Annotated in this window: 8 protein-coding genes; 2 read left to right on the forward strand and 6 right to left on the reverse strand. The window is 51.5% G+C overall.

Annotated features, from left to right (window positions below):
• The 6 genes from HY768_09250 to HY768_09275 form a co-directional block, all read right to left on the reverse strand.
• On the reverse strand, window positions 1-923 hold a 923-nt coding region (locus HY768_09250; protein ID MBI4727386.1), incomplete at its 3' end, for a PD40 domain-containing protein.
• A 42-nt stretch (window positions 924-965) separates the two neighbouring features.
• Entirely contained in the window at window positions 966-2,075 is a 1,110-nt protein-coding gene (gene dnaN / locus HY768_09255; GenBank protein MBI4727387.1) for a DNA polymerase III subunit beta, read from the reverse strand.
• A gap of 245 nt (window positions 2,076-2,320) precedes the next feature.
• A complete protein-coding gene (dnaA, locus tag HY768_09260; protein ID MBI4727388.1) occupies window positions 2,321-3,658 on the reverse strand; it encodes a chromosomal replication initiator protein DnaA in 1,338 nt (445 codons plus the stop codon).
• A 989-nt stretch (window positions 3,659-4,647) separates the two neighbouring features.
• The gene (locus HY768_09265) at window positions 4,648-6,315 is read right to left on the reverse strand and encodes a sigma 54-interacting transcriptional regulator (protein MBI4727389.1); all 1,668 of its coding nucleotides are present in this window, start codon (window positions 6,313-6,315) and stop codon (window positions 4,648-4,650) included.
• Window positions 6,305-10,003, reverse strand: coding sequence for a tetratricopeptide repeat protein (locus HY768_09270; GenBank protein MBI4727390.1), 3,699 nt, complete (start codon window positions 10,001-10,003; stop codon window positions 6,305-6,307). The genes HY768_09265 and HY768_09270 overlap by 11 nt, the downstream gene beginning before the upstream one ends.
• A 150-nt stretch (window positions 10,004-10,153) precedes the next feature.
• Window positions 10,154-10,666 carry a protein kinase gene (locus tag HY768_09275; protein MBI4727391.1) on the reverse strand — a complete coding sequence of 171 codons (513 nt, stop codon included), beginning with the start codon at window positions 10,664-10,666 and terminating at the stop codon, window positions 10,154-10,156.
• 499 nt (window positions 10,667-11,165) lie between these two features.
• Here HY768_09275 and HY768_09280 point away from each other — a divergent pair, with 499 nt between their 5' ends.
• Together HY768_09280 and HY768_09285 are read left to right on the forward strand one after the other, a co-directional pair.
• Window positions 11,166-12,023, forward strand: a complete 858-nt coding sequence (locus HY768_09280; GenBank protein MBI4727392.1) for a caspase family protein — start codon at window positions 11,166-11,168, stop codon at window positions 12,021-12,023.
• Between the two features lie 428 nt (window positions 12,024-12,451).
• Window positions 12,452-15,604 carry a T9SS type A sorting domain-containing protein gene (locus HY768_09285; GenBank protein MBI4727393.1) on the forward strand — a complete coding sequence of 1,051 codons (3,153 nt, stop codon included), beginning with the start codon at window positions 12,452-12,454 and terminating at the stop codon, window positions 15,602-15,604.
• The last annotated feature ends 443 nt before the right edge of the window (window positions 15,605-16,047 follow it).

Raw genomic sequence — 16,047 nt, forward strand, 5'->3', positions numbered from 1 at the left:
GTCAAACTGTCGCCTTCAGGCGCCATTATTTTATAAATTTGAGCGCTATATGTCTCACAAAGAACCAGCCATCTTCCATCTGGTGACCAATCGGGTTTATGCCATAAAGTTTGAAATTCTACGGACTCCAAAAACAATCTTTTATTGCTGCCGTCGGGGTTTATTAAGAATATACCACTGGGCGTATCAGAAAGACTATGGTGCGCATAAGCAATAGTATTGCCATTAGGCGACCATGACGGGTCGCAGTCTGTGGTGGCATAAGGCTCAATTGGTGGGGGATCAATGGGATTAGTTGGTGTTTTATTACAGCCACAGCCCACAATTGCCAAACAGACAGCGAAGATTATTAAAGTTACCTTTACGATCATATCCTTTCTGTTAGAAAGTTGTTTTTTGTTTGTTCCGTCCGTGTTCATAGTCCAAAGACGGCCATCAACTGTGTTGCAATAAACTATTTTTGTGCCATCCGGCGACCAGGCGGGGTGGTCGCCTCCGGTTTCTGTTAGTTTTATCAAGTTTGTGCCATCAGTGTTTACTACCCAAACTCTGGGGCCTTGTCCTTCTGCTTGGGAACTGAATACTATTTTGGTGCCGGTGGGTGAAACTTTGGGATAGCGGTTGGAAATGTTAAAATTCGTTATCCTTACTTTGTTATTACCTAAAGTATCCATGATCCATATTTGGCTGGTTGAAGTTGAACTTCCTTCAACGGAAGGCCCTATATATACTATTGAAGCATTATTGGAAAGCCAATCGGGCATCATACCATAGGGATATAATCTTTTTTTATTAGAACTGTCAGCATTCATAGTCCATAAACCCATTATGGAATCTCCGGTAGAAATAGACCAGGCAATCTTCTTTCCATCCGGGCTCCAAGTTGGGAAAAAGTTTCTGCCGTTAAATGTAAGCTGCGTCAAACTGTCGCCTTCAGGCGCCATTATTTTATAAATTTTTCCTTTTTATTCCGGCAGGCGGATGGGCATGATCAGATAAACTAATTTATTGTCGTCCTTCTCCTGGCTAGGCCGGACAATGGCCGCGGCCAGCGGGGCGCTGAGATAAATGTTCAGCTCGTCGGACTCGACATTCTTTATTATGTCCAAAAGGTAGTTGGCATTGTACCCGATCTCCATTTCCTCTCCGCCATATTTAGCCGCCAGGCTTTCAAACGCCTCGCCAATGTCCGCAGTGCGGCTGGACAGATCAAGGGAGTCGGCCATGATATTCAGTTTAATCATGCTGGTGAAGGTGTCTGAAAAAACAGCTACCCGGCGCACCCCGGCCGCAAAAATCTCAGTATTCACGGTGACGATCCTGTCGTTGCTCCAGGGTATGAACTTGTCATATTCCGGATAGACTCCTTCGATGTGGCGGGCGAACAACTGGGTGTTGCCTAGTATGAACTGGGAATAATTTTCGTCAAACTTTACAATTATTTCCTGATCGCTTGATCCTATCATCTTGTTGACTAGGTTCAGCCCTTTGGGCGGGATCAACAGTTCGCTTTTCTGCGAGACCGGGGAGATCCGGCTTTCCATCAGGGCCAGGCGCCGGCCATCGGTAGTCACCACCCGCAGCTTGTCGCCATTGACCTGGAACAGCACTCCGCACAAGGCCGGACGGGAACTGTCGTTAGCCGCGGCAAATAGAGTCTTCTTGATGGCGCTTTGCAGCAGGGAAGCCAGAAGCTTGATCTGCTTGTCTTTTTTGATCTCCGGGATCTTGGGAAATTCGTCCTTGGGAATGCCGATCAGGTTAAAGCGGCTTTTGTCGCACTTGATGGCGATCTTGTTCTCGTTGACTTCTATATCCAGAGGCAAAGAAGGAAGCTGTTTTATAATTTCAAAGAACTGGCGGGCCGGGATGGTGATGGCCCCGGGGTTGGTTATCTTGGCCTCGGTCTCGGTGACAATGGCCACTTCCAGATCTGTGGCCGAGAATTTTATCTTGTCCTTGGTAGCCTCTAAAAGCACATTGGCCAAAACCGGAAAGGTGCTTTTGGTGGGAACCACTCCGATTATGCTTTGGAGACTGGAAAATATTTTGTCCTGATTGATGGAAATTTTCATTTTAAGATATCTCTCTTTGAATGTGAATGTTTCTTTAGATGATTAGTTTATTATGATATATCTAATTAATAGTAAAAGTCAATAGTAAAGTTGGTAAATCTTGGGATAAGTATAAAGGGTGCGCGTTATTGCTGATGGCAAGGGTGGTGATAGTATCTTGATGAAGCTTGAAAAGCAGGTTGACAACCGGCCCTTTTATCCACAGCAATCCACAACAAAAAATAAAAATAAAAATAATCCCCAAGCTATTCACCTTTTATAGTCCGGGTTATCAACTCAACCTGACGGGCGGTTTCCTGATCCTTAGAAATGTCTTTGATCATTTTGTCTATAGCGTGATGAACGGTGGAATGATCCTTGCCGCCAAAACGTTTGCCGATATCGTTCAAAGAAGACGGAGTAAGGGTCCGGGACAGATACATGGCAATATGACGTGGCAGCACCAGTTCCTTGGTGCGTTTGCTAGAGCGCAAAGCTTCGTCGCTGATGGAGAAATGGTTGGCCACCGCCCGCTGGATAGAATCGATAGAAATGCTTTTAGTTTTTTGGGAGATGATGTGTTTTAGGGCCTCCTTGGCCAGCGCCAGGGTCAGTTCCTGTTCGGCTACCGAAGCAAAAGCGGTGACCCGCACCAGTGATCCTTCCAGGTCCCGGATATTGGACTTGACCGCTTCGGCCATGAAAAAGATCACTTCATCGGGGACTTTTAAATTATCAATTTCGGCCTTCTTTTTAAGGATGGCGATCCTGGTCTCCAGGTCCGGGGACTGGATATCGGCCACCAGCCCGCTTTGAAAACGGGAGACCAGCCGTTCCTCCAGGTGGGAAATATCCTTGGGCGGGCGGTCCGAGGTCAGCACGATCTGTTTCCTGAAATCGTAAAGAGAATTGAAAGTGTGGAAGATCTCCTCCTGCATCCCCAGTCTTTCCGAAAGGAACTGGATATCGTCTATCAAAAGAACGTCAAGATTGCGGTAGTGATTTTTGAAATCAAGGATCTTTCGGTTCTGAATGGCGGCCACCATCTCGTTCATGAAATTCTCGGCCGGGGTGTAGAATATTTTGGCCTTCGGCCTTTTGGCCCGGACGAAATTGCCGATGGCATGAGTTAAATGAGTCTTGCCCAGGCCCACTCCGCCGTATATGAAATACGGATTATAGACCTTACCGGGAGCTTCGGCCACGGCCCGGGCCGCCGCATGGGCAAACTCGTTGCTTTTTCCTATTACGAATTTATCAAAAGTATAGCGCTCCCGTAACTGACTGTCGTTGTCGATGGCCACCGGCAAGGGAGGGGGCAGCTGTTTTTCGGTCCGGGACGGCTTAAGCGGTTCGTTAGGGGCTAAAAAAATCACCGCCAGCTCCTTTTGGGCCGTTTCTTTTAAGGCCTCTTTTATGAACGGCATATAATGTTGCTCCAGCCATTGTATAAAAAACGGGTTAGGCACCTTGAGGGTTATGGACGTATCTCCCATGAAAGCGGCTTTTACCGGCCTTAGCCAGGTGTCATAGCTGCCGGAGCCTATCCGTTCTTTGATTTTTTCCTGGGCCAGAGCCCAGAGGGCTTGTGCTTGTTGGCTCATAAGATATCCACAGCGCTAAAAGGCTGAATTTTAAGGGTAGTTAAAGGGTGGGGTTTATAAAGTGCGTCAAATCAAGGCTTATGGCTTATTCACAAGGTTATCAACAGATTGTAAACAAAGATAACCCAAAGATATTCAAGCACTTGCGAACAACAATCAACAACGATAGATGGTTTATCAACAATACAGCAAAGGCGTATAATTTATCTATTAACAAGGAGTTATCGGATAGCGTGGAAGGACAAAGTTATCAACACGGTTTTCCACAATAAAGGCTATAAAAAGAAAAAGAAATCCCGGATTGCTTGCACCGCGATTTCATAATAGATAAGATATTTACTATGATGTTTTCAGGTCGGATTGTAAATATAGCAGGTTATAAAAAAAAAGTCAATAGCGTTTTAAAAATAAATTTCATTTTTTTTAGGATAAGGACGCGTCGGATATTTGCCAAAATTTAAAGCAGTAAAGTAAATATTCACTCAAAAATAAATTACCTAAGGGGCCACACTAAAGCCGATAAATAAATAATGACAGAACACCCACCCACTTTTTCATAGAGAACCTTGCCTCGGGACGGGTTGAATTTGCAATTCCATGCGGTCTGCCGCAGGGTCCTTGACTACGGGGCTGACGAGTAACGATAATGGAAGTAGACCATAACGTTATTATGAAAAGTCTAGATATTCCGCCCGGCTATCCGTTATCGCTTTGTTCATGTATAGGAAATTATAAAAACTACGGAGTTGCAAAACGTTGATTTTGTTGATCTCCATAACATTGGGACTCCGTCGGTGCGCCAGATCATGATAATGTTATCTTTGCCTGTTCCGACACCGAACTCACCTCCTGCCTCCGCTAAAGCTACGGCGGGCAGGCCTGTCTCCGGCTTCCCCTTCTCTTCTTCCCCGAAACATCGGGGTTCACGTTATTTTATTATTTTATTTTGGTGGTTCTAAAAGAGAGGGGGACTTATTAGAGGAGGTGAGTTATCCCTTATGTCCGCCCGCAGGGCGCTTTGTTCCTTTGTTTTTTATGCCGTGCCTTTTCATTATTCTATAGATTTGCTGCCGGGCTACCCCCAGCTGCTTGGCCGTGGCGGTAACGTCGCCCTTGTTCAAGGACAACGTCTGGGTCACCATTTTATTCTCGATATCGGCTTTGGCGGAGTTCAGTCCGGCCGCCAGGTTGGTTTCAAAGGAAGGGGCTTCGAGTTCCAGATGAACGGGGGAGACCTCCCTTCCATCGCACATGATGACCGCCCGTTCAATCTTATGTTCCAGCTCCCGCACGTTTCCCGGCCAGGCATAGCTGATCAGCGCCACCTTGGCGGCGGCGCTAAGGCAGACGATCTGCTTCCGGTGCTTGGCCGCGTATTTTTCCAGGAAGAACCCGGCCAGCAGCAGGACATCGCCCTCCCGCTCCCGCATCGGCGGCAGGTGGATGGTAATCACGTTCAGCCGGTAATAAAGGTCCTTGCGGAACCGGCCGTTCTTGATGTCCTGTTCCAGATCCCGGCTGGTGGCGGCGATGATTCGCAGATCCACTTTGATGGTCTCGTTTCCGCCGACATGTTCCACCACCCCTTCCTGGATTACCCGCAGCAGCTTGGTCTGAAGGGCGGTGGGCATCTCTCCAATTTCGTCAAGAAAAACAGTCCCACCTTCCGCCAGCTCAAATTTTCCCTGCCGGCGGTTGAAAGCCCCGGTGAAGGCCCCCTTCTCGTATCCGAAAAGCTCGGACTCCAGAAGATTTTCCGGTATGGAGCCGCAATCTATCACCATAAATGGTTTGTCTTTCCGGAGACTCAGCTGGTGGATGGCCCGGGCCACCAGAGTTTTTCCGGTGCCCGATTCCCCCAGCAGCAGCAAATTGACTTCGGAGCCGGCCACTCGCCGGACCAGGGAAAAAACTTTTTCCATGGCCGGACATTGTCCCAGCAGCTCCCCCCGATCTTCCAATAGCTTCTGTAATGAGATGTTTTCCCTTTCCAGCTGCTGGCGTTTTTCCTTCTCCAGGCGGCTGATGTTTTCCACCAATTCGGCGTTCTCTATGGAGATAGCGGCTTGGGCCGCCAGGGCGGCAAAAAGGTCCAGGTCCTCAGTGGAAAAACTTTCATGAATCAGCTGGCTATCGACATATATCACTCCCAGAATTTTTCGGTTATCCGCCTGACCGGAGAAAAGCGGCACGCACATGCAGGAACGCAGTTTGAGGTCGGCGATGGAGGCCGACTGGCTGTAATTGGCATCATGAGAGGCATCCTTGACCCAGAGCGGCTGACCGCTGTCAATCACCTGCTGGGTAATGGTATGGCTTATCTGGAAATCATCACCCTCCCAGTTCTGGCTTTTCTGGTTCCGGATCACCCTGAATTTCAGGATCTCCCCCTCGTAAAGCATCAAGAACCCCCGTTCGGCCCGGGTTAAAGAAAGCACCGAATCCATCGTCACATTCAGAAGCTGGTCAAGGTTCAAGACCCGGCTCAGGCGGCGGGAGGCATCCAGCAGCAGGCTGAGCCTTTCCCGGCCATGGTCCGGATCAAGCAGCGAGGAGATATTCTTCCGCCCCTCCAGTGCCTGGGCGATGGCGGCCAGGTCAACTTCCGCTTCCACCACCAGGTTTCCGGCGCTTTGCACCCTCTGATTAACCGGCATAGCTTGCTGCCTCCTGACGGAACAGTTTGATGTCCTTGAACAGCTGGCGCCGGCGGGGAGCGAATATGTACGAGGATTTTAGATCCGGCTGGCTGATGTTGGCCAAAGCCTGCTTGAACCCGGACAGAATTTTTTGATACTGTTCCAGGGCCAGGTCATAACGTTTGTGCTTGACATGGTGTCTGGCTATGGCCGAGAAAATAGGCCAGGCTGTTTCTGCCGTATTTACCTTAGTGGCGATTTCCAGAGACCATTCCATGTATGTGAGGCCGCTCCGGCCTCTTTCCTCCAGCAATTCTCCTTTCAGCAGCAAGACATCGGCCACCAACTGCTGTTCCTCCACTCTTTGCGCCAGGCTTAAGGCTTTGTCGGCCATGGCTTCGGCTTTGTCCAGCTCTCCTAGCTCGCGGTGCAGATCGGCCAGGTTCTTTAAAATAAACGCCTCTCCGGCTCTAATATCCAGCTCGGCAAAAATCTCCCGGGCCTGAGAGAAGATTTCCTTGGCCTTATCCCACTGCTGGCGCATCTGGCTGATGCGTCCCGAAATGTTCAGGGCCCGCCCCATCTCCAGGCGGCCGCCCAGTTCTTCTGCCATGCCCAGCGATTTTTGACAGAACAAACTGCAATCCTTCAGACCCCCTAAAGCCAGGTAAAATTCCGCTTTGCGGATATAGGCGTCGAGCATGATATTTTTTGCCCCGATGGTGGCGGCCAGCTGAATGGCCCGGTTATAGCTCCACAGGGCCCGGTCCCATTCCCCCTTGGCTTTGTGGATCAGCCCGATATTGACCAGCGAGGTGGCCGTCTCCAAGCTCGAACCGATCCGCTCCATGGTCTGCAGACATTTACTGTGGTATTCCAGTGCCTTGTCCCAGTCATACAGATGCCGGGAGATCAGGGCCAGGTTATTGTAGGATTTGGCCAGGCCGCTGATATCGCCTATTTTTTCCCGGATGGCGAAACTCTTTTGGCAGGATTCGGCTGCCCGGTCCCAGTCATACATCCGGTAATAAACCAGCCCCAGGTTGTTGTGGCTGTCGGCAATCCCGTAAAGGCTGCCTTCCCGCTCATTGATCGCCAGGCTCTTCCGGTGCACCGAAAGAGCCTGGCTCCATTCTGCCAGGTGCCAGTAGGCTTGTCCCAAAGTGTTGTAAATTTCCGCCTCCACCGAAGGTTTGCTATTTTGAGGCAGCAATTTTAAGGCCTCCTGGCAGTTTTTTTCCGCAGTCCGGTATTCGCCCCGGCTGATGCAGGTTACTGCGATGGCTCTCATCAACCGGGCGGCCGATTGGGGATCGTTCCGCGAAACGGTCAATCCCTGACGCAGGTATTCTGTGGAGGATTCATAATTGCCCAGCCTTTCCTGGCACCGTCCCATTTTATAATAGCTATCCGGGGAAGGCCCTTTTGCCAGATGCAAGACCTGGGCCGCTTCCAACGCTTTCTGGAATTCCCCCGAAACATAGTAAAGTTTCTGCAGTTTTTCCAACACCGGAAGATCCTGCTGGGATGGCGACAGCTCGATGGCTTTGCGGTAATGTTCTATGGCCTGTCGTTTGGAAAATTCCGCCAGGCCGTCTCCGGCCAACAGGTGAAACTCCCTGGCTTTGCCGGGATCTCCAGCCGCTTCCCAGTGGCGCGACAGTGCGGAAAGTTCCTGCAGGGAATGATTTTCCTGATTTTCCAGTATCTGGGCGGTGGCCCGGTGCAGACGGGACAGCAGTCCCGGGGAGGCAGAACGGTATACTTCGCGGGCGATTTTGGAGTGATGAAGCCCGTAGAAGAGATCGCCTTTTTCCTCTTGTAAAACCGTCAGCAGGCTTTGGCTCTTGAAATACAGCAGGTCTTTGCTGATCTGGCAGGCGTCCAGCGCCGTGATGGCAAAGATCTGGTGGGCGGTGGCTGGGCGCTCCATCACCGCCAGGGATTGCATCAACAAAAGCTGTTCCGGAGACAGGTTCTTTAATTTAAGCTTAAAAGCCTTGGTCAATCCGTCGGGCAAGGCCAGTCGATCGTTCGTCAGAGAAGTTATCTGCCATTGGCCGTGGCGCCGTTCGATAAACTTCGAGTCCATCAAATAATGCACCGCCTCTTCGATCAACAGGGGATTTCCCTCGGTTTCGGCGAATATCTTCGTCAGCAAAGGCTCCGGATTTTGAATCCGGGGGAAAATATTCCGGATTAGCTCGGAAACCTCGGACTGGCTCAGCCGTTTCAGGAAAAACTGTTCGGCCAGGTTCTCGGCTACCAGGGCCTCGATGGTTTCCGGCAGATGGTGTCCCGGAGCCAGGTCGTCGTTTCTGAAGCTGCCGATCACCAATATGGATGACCGGGCTATATTGCGCATCAGGTGGCTGACAGCTTCCAGGCTTTCCCGGTCTATCCACTGGATACTTTCCAGCATAATGACCGTCGCCCGGGGGGGAACGGCCTCCATGGTTTTTATAATGAAGCCAGCTACAGCATCCAGCAGCCGGAGCCGCTGCTCATGGGCCGGCAGTGAGGCCGGAACCGGAAGGTTTTTGACCTCGGGCAGGGCCCGGTAGGCGGGAACGATCTCAGCCAGTTTGGGACCGAACTCCGAAATAATCTGGGGGCAAAAGTTCTGGGCCAGAGGCAGGATCTGGGCCAGCAACTGCCCGATCAGGTCGTAGGCGGAAGTGTCGGGCTGGTAACAGCGGGTCCACAGCACCTGGCATTCCAACAGCTGGGCCTCCAGGGAGAACTCCGTCAGCAGCTTGGTGCGCCCGATGCCGGTTTCGCCGGAAATAAAAATGGTGGAGCCTTGGCCGGAGATGGCATTCTGAACGGCATGTCGCAATTCGGCCATTTCTTTATTCCGGCCCACCAGTCGGCTGTTGAAGACGAAAGGAAGGCGGGGAGCATCGGGCGATTCGCCGGGGCTTTGTTTGATGATCCTGGCCAGCTCAACTGCAACCTCGCCGGCTCCGGCCGGCCTGGCATTGGGATCCTTGTTCAGGAGTTTTAAGATCAATGATTGAAGCCGTTCAGGAAGGGAGGCGTTGTATATCAGCGGCGGCTGGGGCGGCTGATATAGGTGTTTTTTTACCAGATCTTTCAGTGACGGGGCCTCAAAGGGCAGGACTCCGGCGAATATCTGATACATCAAAACCCCCAGCGAATATAGGTCCGCCCGGCCATCCGAAGATTGGCCGGAGATAACCTCCGGGGAAATATAGGAAGGGGTGCCGGATATCTTTAGGGGGGCACAGGCTGCGCTTTGAGCCAACCCAAAGTCCAACAGCTTGACGGCGTCTTTTTCGTCCAGCAGAAGGTTGGATGGTTTTAAATCAAGATGGACGATGTTCCAGTAATGAATGTATTCCAAGGCATGGCACAGTTCAATCAGCTTATGGCATTTTTTTTCAAAAGAAAGATCCCGGCAACGGCATAATATATCCGGCCCCGGCACGAATTCCATAATATAAAAACATCCGGCCTGGAAATTTTCGTAAGCATAAACCGCGGCTAGGTTGGGATGCCTCAACTCTGCCAACAGCCGGAACTCCTGGCTGACCAGATTTATGTTAATGGAGTCGGCTAAAAAAAGCTTTAGGGCCACAATTTGTCCGCCAGCCAGATCAACGGCTTTATATACCTGGCTGGAAGAACCCTCTCCCAGAAATTCCAGCACCTGGTATTTAGTGCCGATCTTTTGGTCTTTCAACAACCTATCCATGGTAACAAAATGATACGTTCATGTTTTTAGTTTAACATAAATCCGTTTAGTTTGCAAGATATTTTTCGTTTTACAGATCCGAACGGCTTTGTTGCGCAAAGAGTGTAAAGATAACAGCATCCCCTGATCAATCGATGATTAGACAGCAACCTTATATGACACCGGCATACCTATTTGAGCCATACGGTTGAGAATGGCACATCCAATTCTGACTTCGGTTTTTTGATTGTCAAGTTTACGGGCCTTCAACCTGTCGCCGATAATGGTCCGAACGGTAATCCAGAATTTGTCCGGAGATCCAAATATTTTCAAGGATTTTTGACCGCTGTAGCACTGGGCAAAGCCAAAATCAGCCAGCTTGATCCTGCCCTCGGCAGAAACGAGTATGGTGCCCGGCTTTAGGTTTAGGCGAAGGATGTCCTGCCCGTAGATGTACTCCAGCACCAGGCACAGCTGATCGGCGGCATCAACCACGGCTTCGATCTTAAGGCTCCGGTCAAAGAGAGAGCCTCCAGCCACAAGCTCCATGGTGTAAAAGTAACTGGCTTGATCTTTTCCGAAATTATATACCTGAACCAGATTGGGATGCCGCAGGGAGGAAAGAAATTTAAATTCATTCTGAATAAGATGAATGCCGGGAAAGAGATCGATTTCAGGGCCATCTCTTTGCCCTCGAACAGATCGCGGACCCGGTAGACCTGGCTGGTGGCCCCATGGCCGATCAAATTTATGGCCTCATATCTGCCGGCGATTTTATGGCCGGATTTTATTTTCTTTGTTTGTAACATAATGTAACAAGATGTTATCATAAATGTTGCAATAAGTCAACAATAAAAATCAGTCTTTCCGGTGCAACTTTCATTCATTACATCCAAAATTTATCACTATATTAAAATATGAATAACGTTATGTGACAAAATGTTTCAAATATGTTTAGATAAAAAACGATTTTTTACGAGTTGCGACAATAACCCATTCAAATTTAATTGGTTAGCTAACGGTTGATTCTATTGGCATACATATTGCATTGTTTTATGAGGCAGGATCATAAAACAAACAATCACTAAATATGGAGTTTAGGTGCAATAGGATTTAAGACTCTATATTAGGCAATCTCAAAACATAACTAACTTAAACGGAGGGTAACATCATGAGGGGACTTACCAGAACCATTCTGGCTTTAGTTTTCATTGTATTACTGGCGGCAGGTTGCAGTAAGAACAACCCCCTGGCACCGGACCTGAACGGGAGCCCGGAGGAATCCGCCAGTTTTACTGTCCGTCCGGATTTTGCGACGGTTGATTATCGTCCGGCCGAGGAGATCGCCGCGTCGCAAGTCACCGAGCAGCAGGCGGAACTCGTCAAGCTTGACGAATCAACGTCCAAAGGCGCCAAATATGCGTTGGTCATAGGTATTTCCGATTATTCCGGCACGGCCAACGATCTGCAGTACTGCGATGACGACGCCAACGATTGGAAGGCCAGGTTAGTGAAAGAAGGCTATTCCGTGACCATCCTCCTTGACCGTTCGGCCACCAAGAGCGCCATTGAATCTGCCGTCAACACTTTGGTCAGCCGCTCCATCGCCGGCAACGAGATCGCATTCTGCTATTCCGGCCACGGCAGCAAAGGCAACATCATCTCGACCGACTTGTATTACATCAGCAGCTCCTGGTTCAAGACCAAGTTTTCCACGGCCAAGAGCGCCAAAATGATGTTCGCTTTTGACGCCTGCCAGATCGGGGCCATGGCCACCGGTTTGAACGCAACCGGCCGGGTGATAGCCGTCGCCTCCAACAAAACCCTGTATGCTTACGACGGCGATGCCACCATGAAGAACGGCGTTTTCACCTATTATCAGATGAAAGGCTTTGACACGCAGGGATATATCTACTATGAGCCCGATTGCAGCTACGCCTGTACCCACATGAAGAACTGGGCTGCTTCCGCAGGGGTTAAGGTAGCGCCATCGTACACCGATTCGTACGCCGGTGATTTGAACCCATAAACTATCTTATTGAAACTAAAACGTTTAACCCCGTGGGATAACTTATCCAACGGGGTTAACAGCAGATACAGCTCGCCGTGGCGAGCTGTATCTTTTTTTTACATAAAGAATTAAAACAAGAACATAGATTTTTTGCATTTCAAGTCTCTCATTGTCAAATGATTAGAAACGTACTGTTTTCAAACTTGGCCTAAATGACAATCGTTTTATGAATGGAGATCAAAAATCGTAACAATAAGTAACAAAAGAATTTTGTTATTACTACCATGTTTATTGTATCCATTTTGCAATTTATTGCATTTCAAGGAATTGCGATGATATTTATATTAAAGTAAAAATGGCATAATATATGCATAAATTCTAACCATTAACTAAGGAGCACAGCAATATCATTAAAAACAATATATAACTGAAAGGTCTATGTGAAAATGAAAAAACTCGGCTTGGTGCTCGCGGTTCTAATGGCGGTGGCGGCGGTTTCTGCCGCCCAAACCACCATTTTCTCCGATAACATGACCAATTTCCCCACCGGCTGGACTTTGTCTCCTACCACCGGTTGGACTAAGGTTTCTGCTCGTTACTACAGTTCTTCCTACTCGGCGCGGGGCGATGAGGTCAGCCCGTATGCCGCCAGCCAAAATAATTACATGGAACGGACGGTGAGCCTTTCCGGGTATTCCTCGGCCACCTTAAAATTCTATATCTGGCAGAACACCGAAGCCAGCTATGACTTCGTTTACGCCGATTATTATTCCGGCACTGCCTGGACACAGGTTTGGTCCCGTTCTGGCAGCTATCAGTCGTGGGGTCAGCAATCGGTGACTATTCCGACCACCGCCACCAAGATTCGCTTCCGGTTCACCAGCGACGGCAGCGTTACCGCCGAGGGCGCCTATATTGACAATGTGGCGTTGACGGCCACCGGCTCGGTGACCCAGAACGACGCGGGTTCCGGCGGCGACGCTGGCAACACCTTTGCCGCGGCCCTGGCCGTTTCTCCCGGCTCGTGGACCGGCAACTACCTGGATGCCACCGACCGCAACGATTATTACAAGTTCAACGTGACCTCCGGCCAGGTAATCAAGGTCAAGATCACGCCGCCGTCGTCGGCAGACTATGATCTGTATCTGTACAACCCGTCCCAAACCCAGAAAGCCGCCAGCGAACGAGGCACCGGACTGGTCGATTCGGTGGTGTACACGGCGGACGCGAGCGGGACATGGTACGCCAAGGCCTACGAGTATTCCGGCACCGGCTACTATTCATTGTTGATTTCGGTCAGCGGCGGCGCCACCCCGAACCTGGCAGTAAGCGCCACCTCCTGGTCGGTGGCGGCCGGCGGCGGCACCTCCAGCGCGGTCAGCGTCACCAATTCCGCCACCACGGAAGTCATCTCTTACAGCGTGTCCTCCGACCAGAGTTGGCTGACCGTGTCCTCGTCCAGCGGCAACACCCCGGGCTCGTTCACCATGACCGCGGTCAACAACACCGGCGGATCCAGGTCGGCCACGGTAACGGTTACCGCCACCGCGCCCTCGGGCACCACCGGCTCGCCCAAGACCATCAGCGTCAGCCAGGCCGCGGCCAGCAGCACCGCCGAGTGGACCATCATGGTCTACCTGAACGCGGACAACAATCTGGAGCCGGACGGCATCGACGACTTTCTGGAGATGGCGGCCGCCTCCTACAGTTCGGGCAAGGTCAACGTCATCGTCCAGATGGACCGTTCCTCCAGCTACGCCACCACCTACGAGAACTGGACCACCTGCAAGCGGTTCAAGATCGCCAACGGCATGACCCCTATAGCAGCCTCCCAGATCTCGGACCTCGGCGAGGCGGACATGGGCAATCCCCAGACCCTGGCCGATTTCGCCAAGTGGGCCATCGCCAACTATCCGGCCAACAGGTATTCGCTGGTGATGTGGGACCATGGCGACGGCTGGTACAAGAAGAAGGACGGCGAGATCGAGGCCGTCAAGGGCTTCTCCAACGACGACTCCCACGGCTCGGTGATCGACATCAGCAACGGCGAGTTCGCCAATGCCCTGAGCCAGATCAAGACCCACCTGGGCCGGAACCTGGACCACATCGGCTGGGATGCCTGCCTGATGGGCATGTGGGAGGTGCTGGACATCTCCCGCAACTATGCCAATGTGGCCAATGTTTCCGAGGAAACCGAGGGCGCGGCCGGCTGGTATTACACCACCTTCCTCAACAACCTTAACACCACGCCCACCATGAGCGCCATCGACCTGGGCAAGGCCATCATCAACGGGACATCCAACCAGTCAACCTTGTCGGTGGTGGACCTAAGCCAGATACCCAACCTGACCGCCAAGGCCAACGCCTTTGCCGATTCCCTGATGAAGGCCCGGGGGGCCGGTTATTCCTCGGCCATCGGCTCGGCCCTGACCAATGCCCTCAAGTTCTCCCCCAGCTACTTCCAGTACCACATAGACCTGGTTGACTTCGGACGCAAGATTTGCGCCCAGACGGTGCCGGCCGGGCTGAAGAACGCGGCCGCCGCCTGCACCTCGGCGGTGCTGAACGCGGTCAAGCTCTACAAGAACAACTCCACCTACGCCAACGCCAGGGGCATCGCCGTCTATCACTGCAAAATAGACGGCTCCAACTACGACACCAGGTACAACAACCTGCCCATCGCCTCCGGCACCGTATGGGACGAGTACATCAAAGGCGGCAGCTCGGGCGGCAGTTCGGCCAACTACACCAAGACCTCGGCCACCTATAGCTGGGACGCCTCGGCCGCCACGGCCTCGGGCTGCACCGGCGACGACCAGGCGGTAACCATCACCCTGCCGTTCACCTTCAACTTCTACGGCACCAACTACACCTCCATCAACGTCTGCTCCAACGGGTTCCTGAATTTCGGCACCACCTCCACCGCCTACAGCCCGGCCGCCATCCCCAACACCGCAGCGCCGAACGCCCTGATCGCCGGACTGTGGAGGGACCTGAACCCGTCGGGCGGCGGCACCATCACCTACTACTCTTCCTCCACCAAGTTCGTGGTGTCGTTCAACGCGGTCAAGAATTACTCCAATACCAGCGCCCAGACCTTTCAGATGATCCTGACCCCGGACGGCAAGATCAAAATCCAGTGGGGCAGCATCACCACGGCCGAGACCTATGTCTCCGGCGTGGAGAATTCCGGCGGGACCGTGGGCACCGGCGCTACCGCGGCTTCCAACTCGGCGGCGCTGTTCACTCCGCCGGCCTCCTGGAGCAGCCCGGCCCAGGACAACGATCCCAACGTCCGGCTGAACACCGCGTCAGTTCCGGTTGCCGCCATGCTGGCCCAGAATACGCCCAACCCGGTGAGGGGCAAGACCCTGATCTCCTTCCAACTGGCGCAGTCCGGACACACTACCCTTAAGATATACAACCTCAACGGCCAGCTGGTAAAGATGCTGGTCGATGCCTTCCAGGCGCCTGGCTATTATGACGTCAGCTGGGATGCCAGGGACGGTGCCGGGCACAGGGTATCGGCCGGCGTCTACCTCTACCAGGTGATCAACGGGAGCTTCCGCGAGTCCCGGAAGATGGTGGTGATGAAATAACCGCCGCCGCATCGGGCAGGTAAATTGGCGACGCGTTGCCGATGCTGTAACCGCCGCCAGAAAAATCTATAGAGGCAACCCTCCGATGGCAACAGGGTTGCCTCTTAATGCAATAATTTTTGTACCGTTGTTTCCCAGGATTGACCACATAAAGCATGCCCTGAGTTAAATTGAATGGGCACATAAACCACAAAATGAGTTTTTTGAATGAATTGTGTCCCCTTCGGCATAGCACTTCGATAAACACTTCGGCCGGGCTCAGTGTGGCAATCAGGGCAGGCTTTTTGTGGCTGAATAGTTACATCCTAAAATCCCGTGAAAATTATAACTATGTCAACGATGGTAACCGTATCTGGAATGCTTTGAAAATCATATTTTGCTTTTTTGATATTTCCGTAAGCAGGCTGGTGCCGGAATCAAGATCAATCCGTTTGAGCTTTTTC

It is taken from the genome of candidate division TA06 bacterium, from assembly GCA_016208585.1.
Classification (GTDB): Bacteria; Edwardsbacteria; AC1; order AC1; family EtOH8; genus UBA5202.

Excerpts from the sequence above, each read along its gene's own strand:
- dnaN (MBI4727387.1), bottom strand. The coding sequence starts at position 2,075 with ATGAAAATTTCCATCAATCAGGACAAAATATTTTCCAGTCTCCAAAGC.
- dnaA (MBI4727388.1), bottom strand. The coding sequence starts at position 3,658 with ATGAGCCAACAAGCACAAGCCCTCTGGGCTCTGGCCCAGGAAAAAATC.
- HY768_09265 (MBI4727389.1), bottom strand. The coding sequence starts at position 6,315 with ATGCCGGTTAATCAGAGGGTGCAAAGCGCCGGAAACCTGGTGGTGGAA.
- HY768_09280 (MBI4727392.1), top strand. The coding sequence starts at position 11,166 with ATGAGGGGACTTACCAGAACCATTCTGGCTTTAGTTTTCATTGTATTA.
- HY768_09285 (MBI4727393.1), top strand. The coding sequence starts at position 12,452 with ATGAAAAAACTCGGCTTGGTGCTCGCGGTTCTAATGGCGGTGGCGGCG.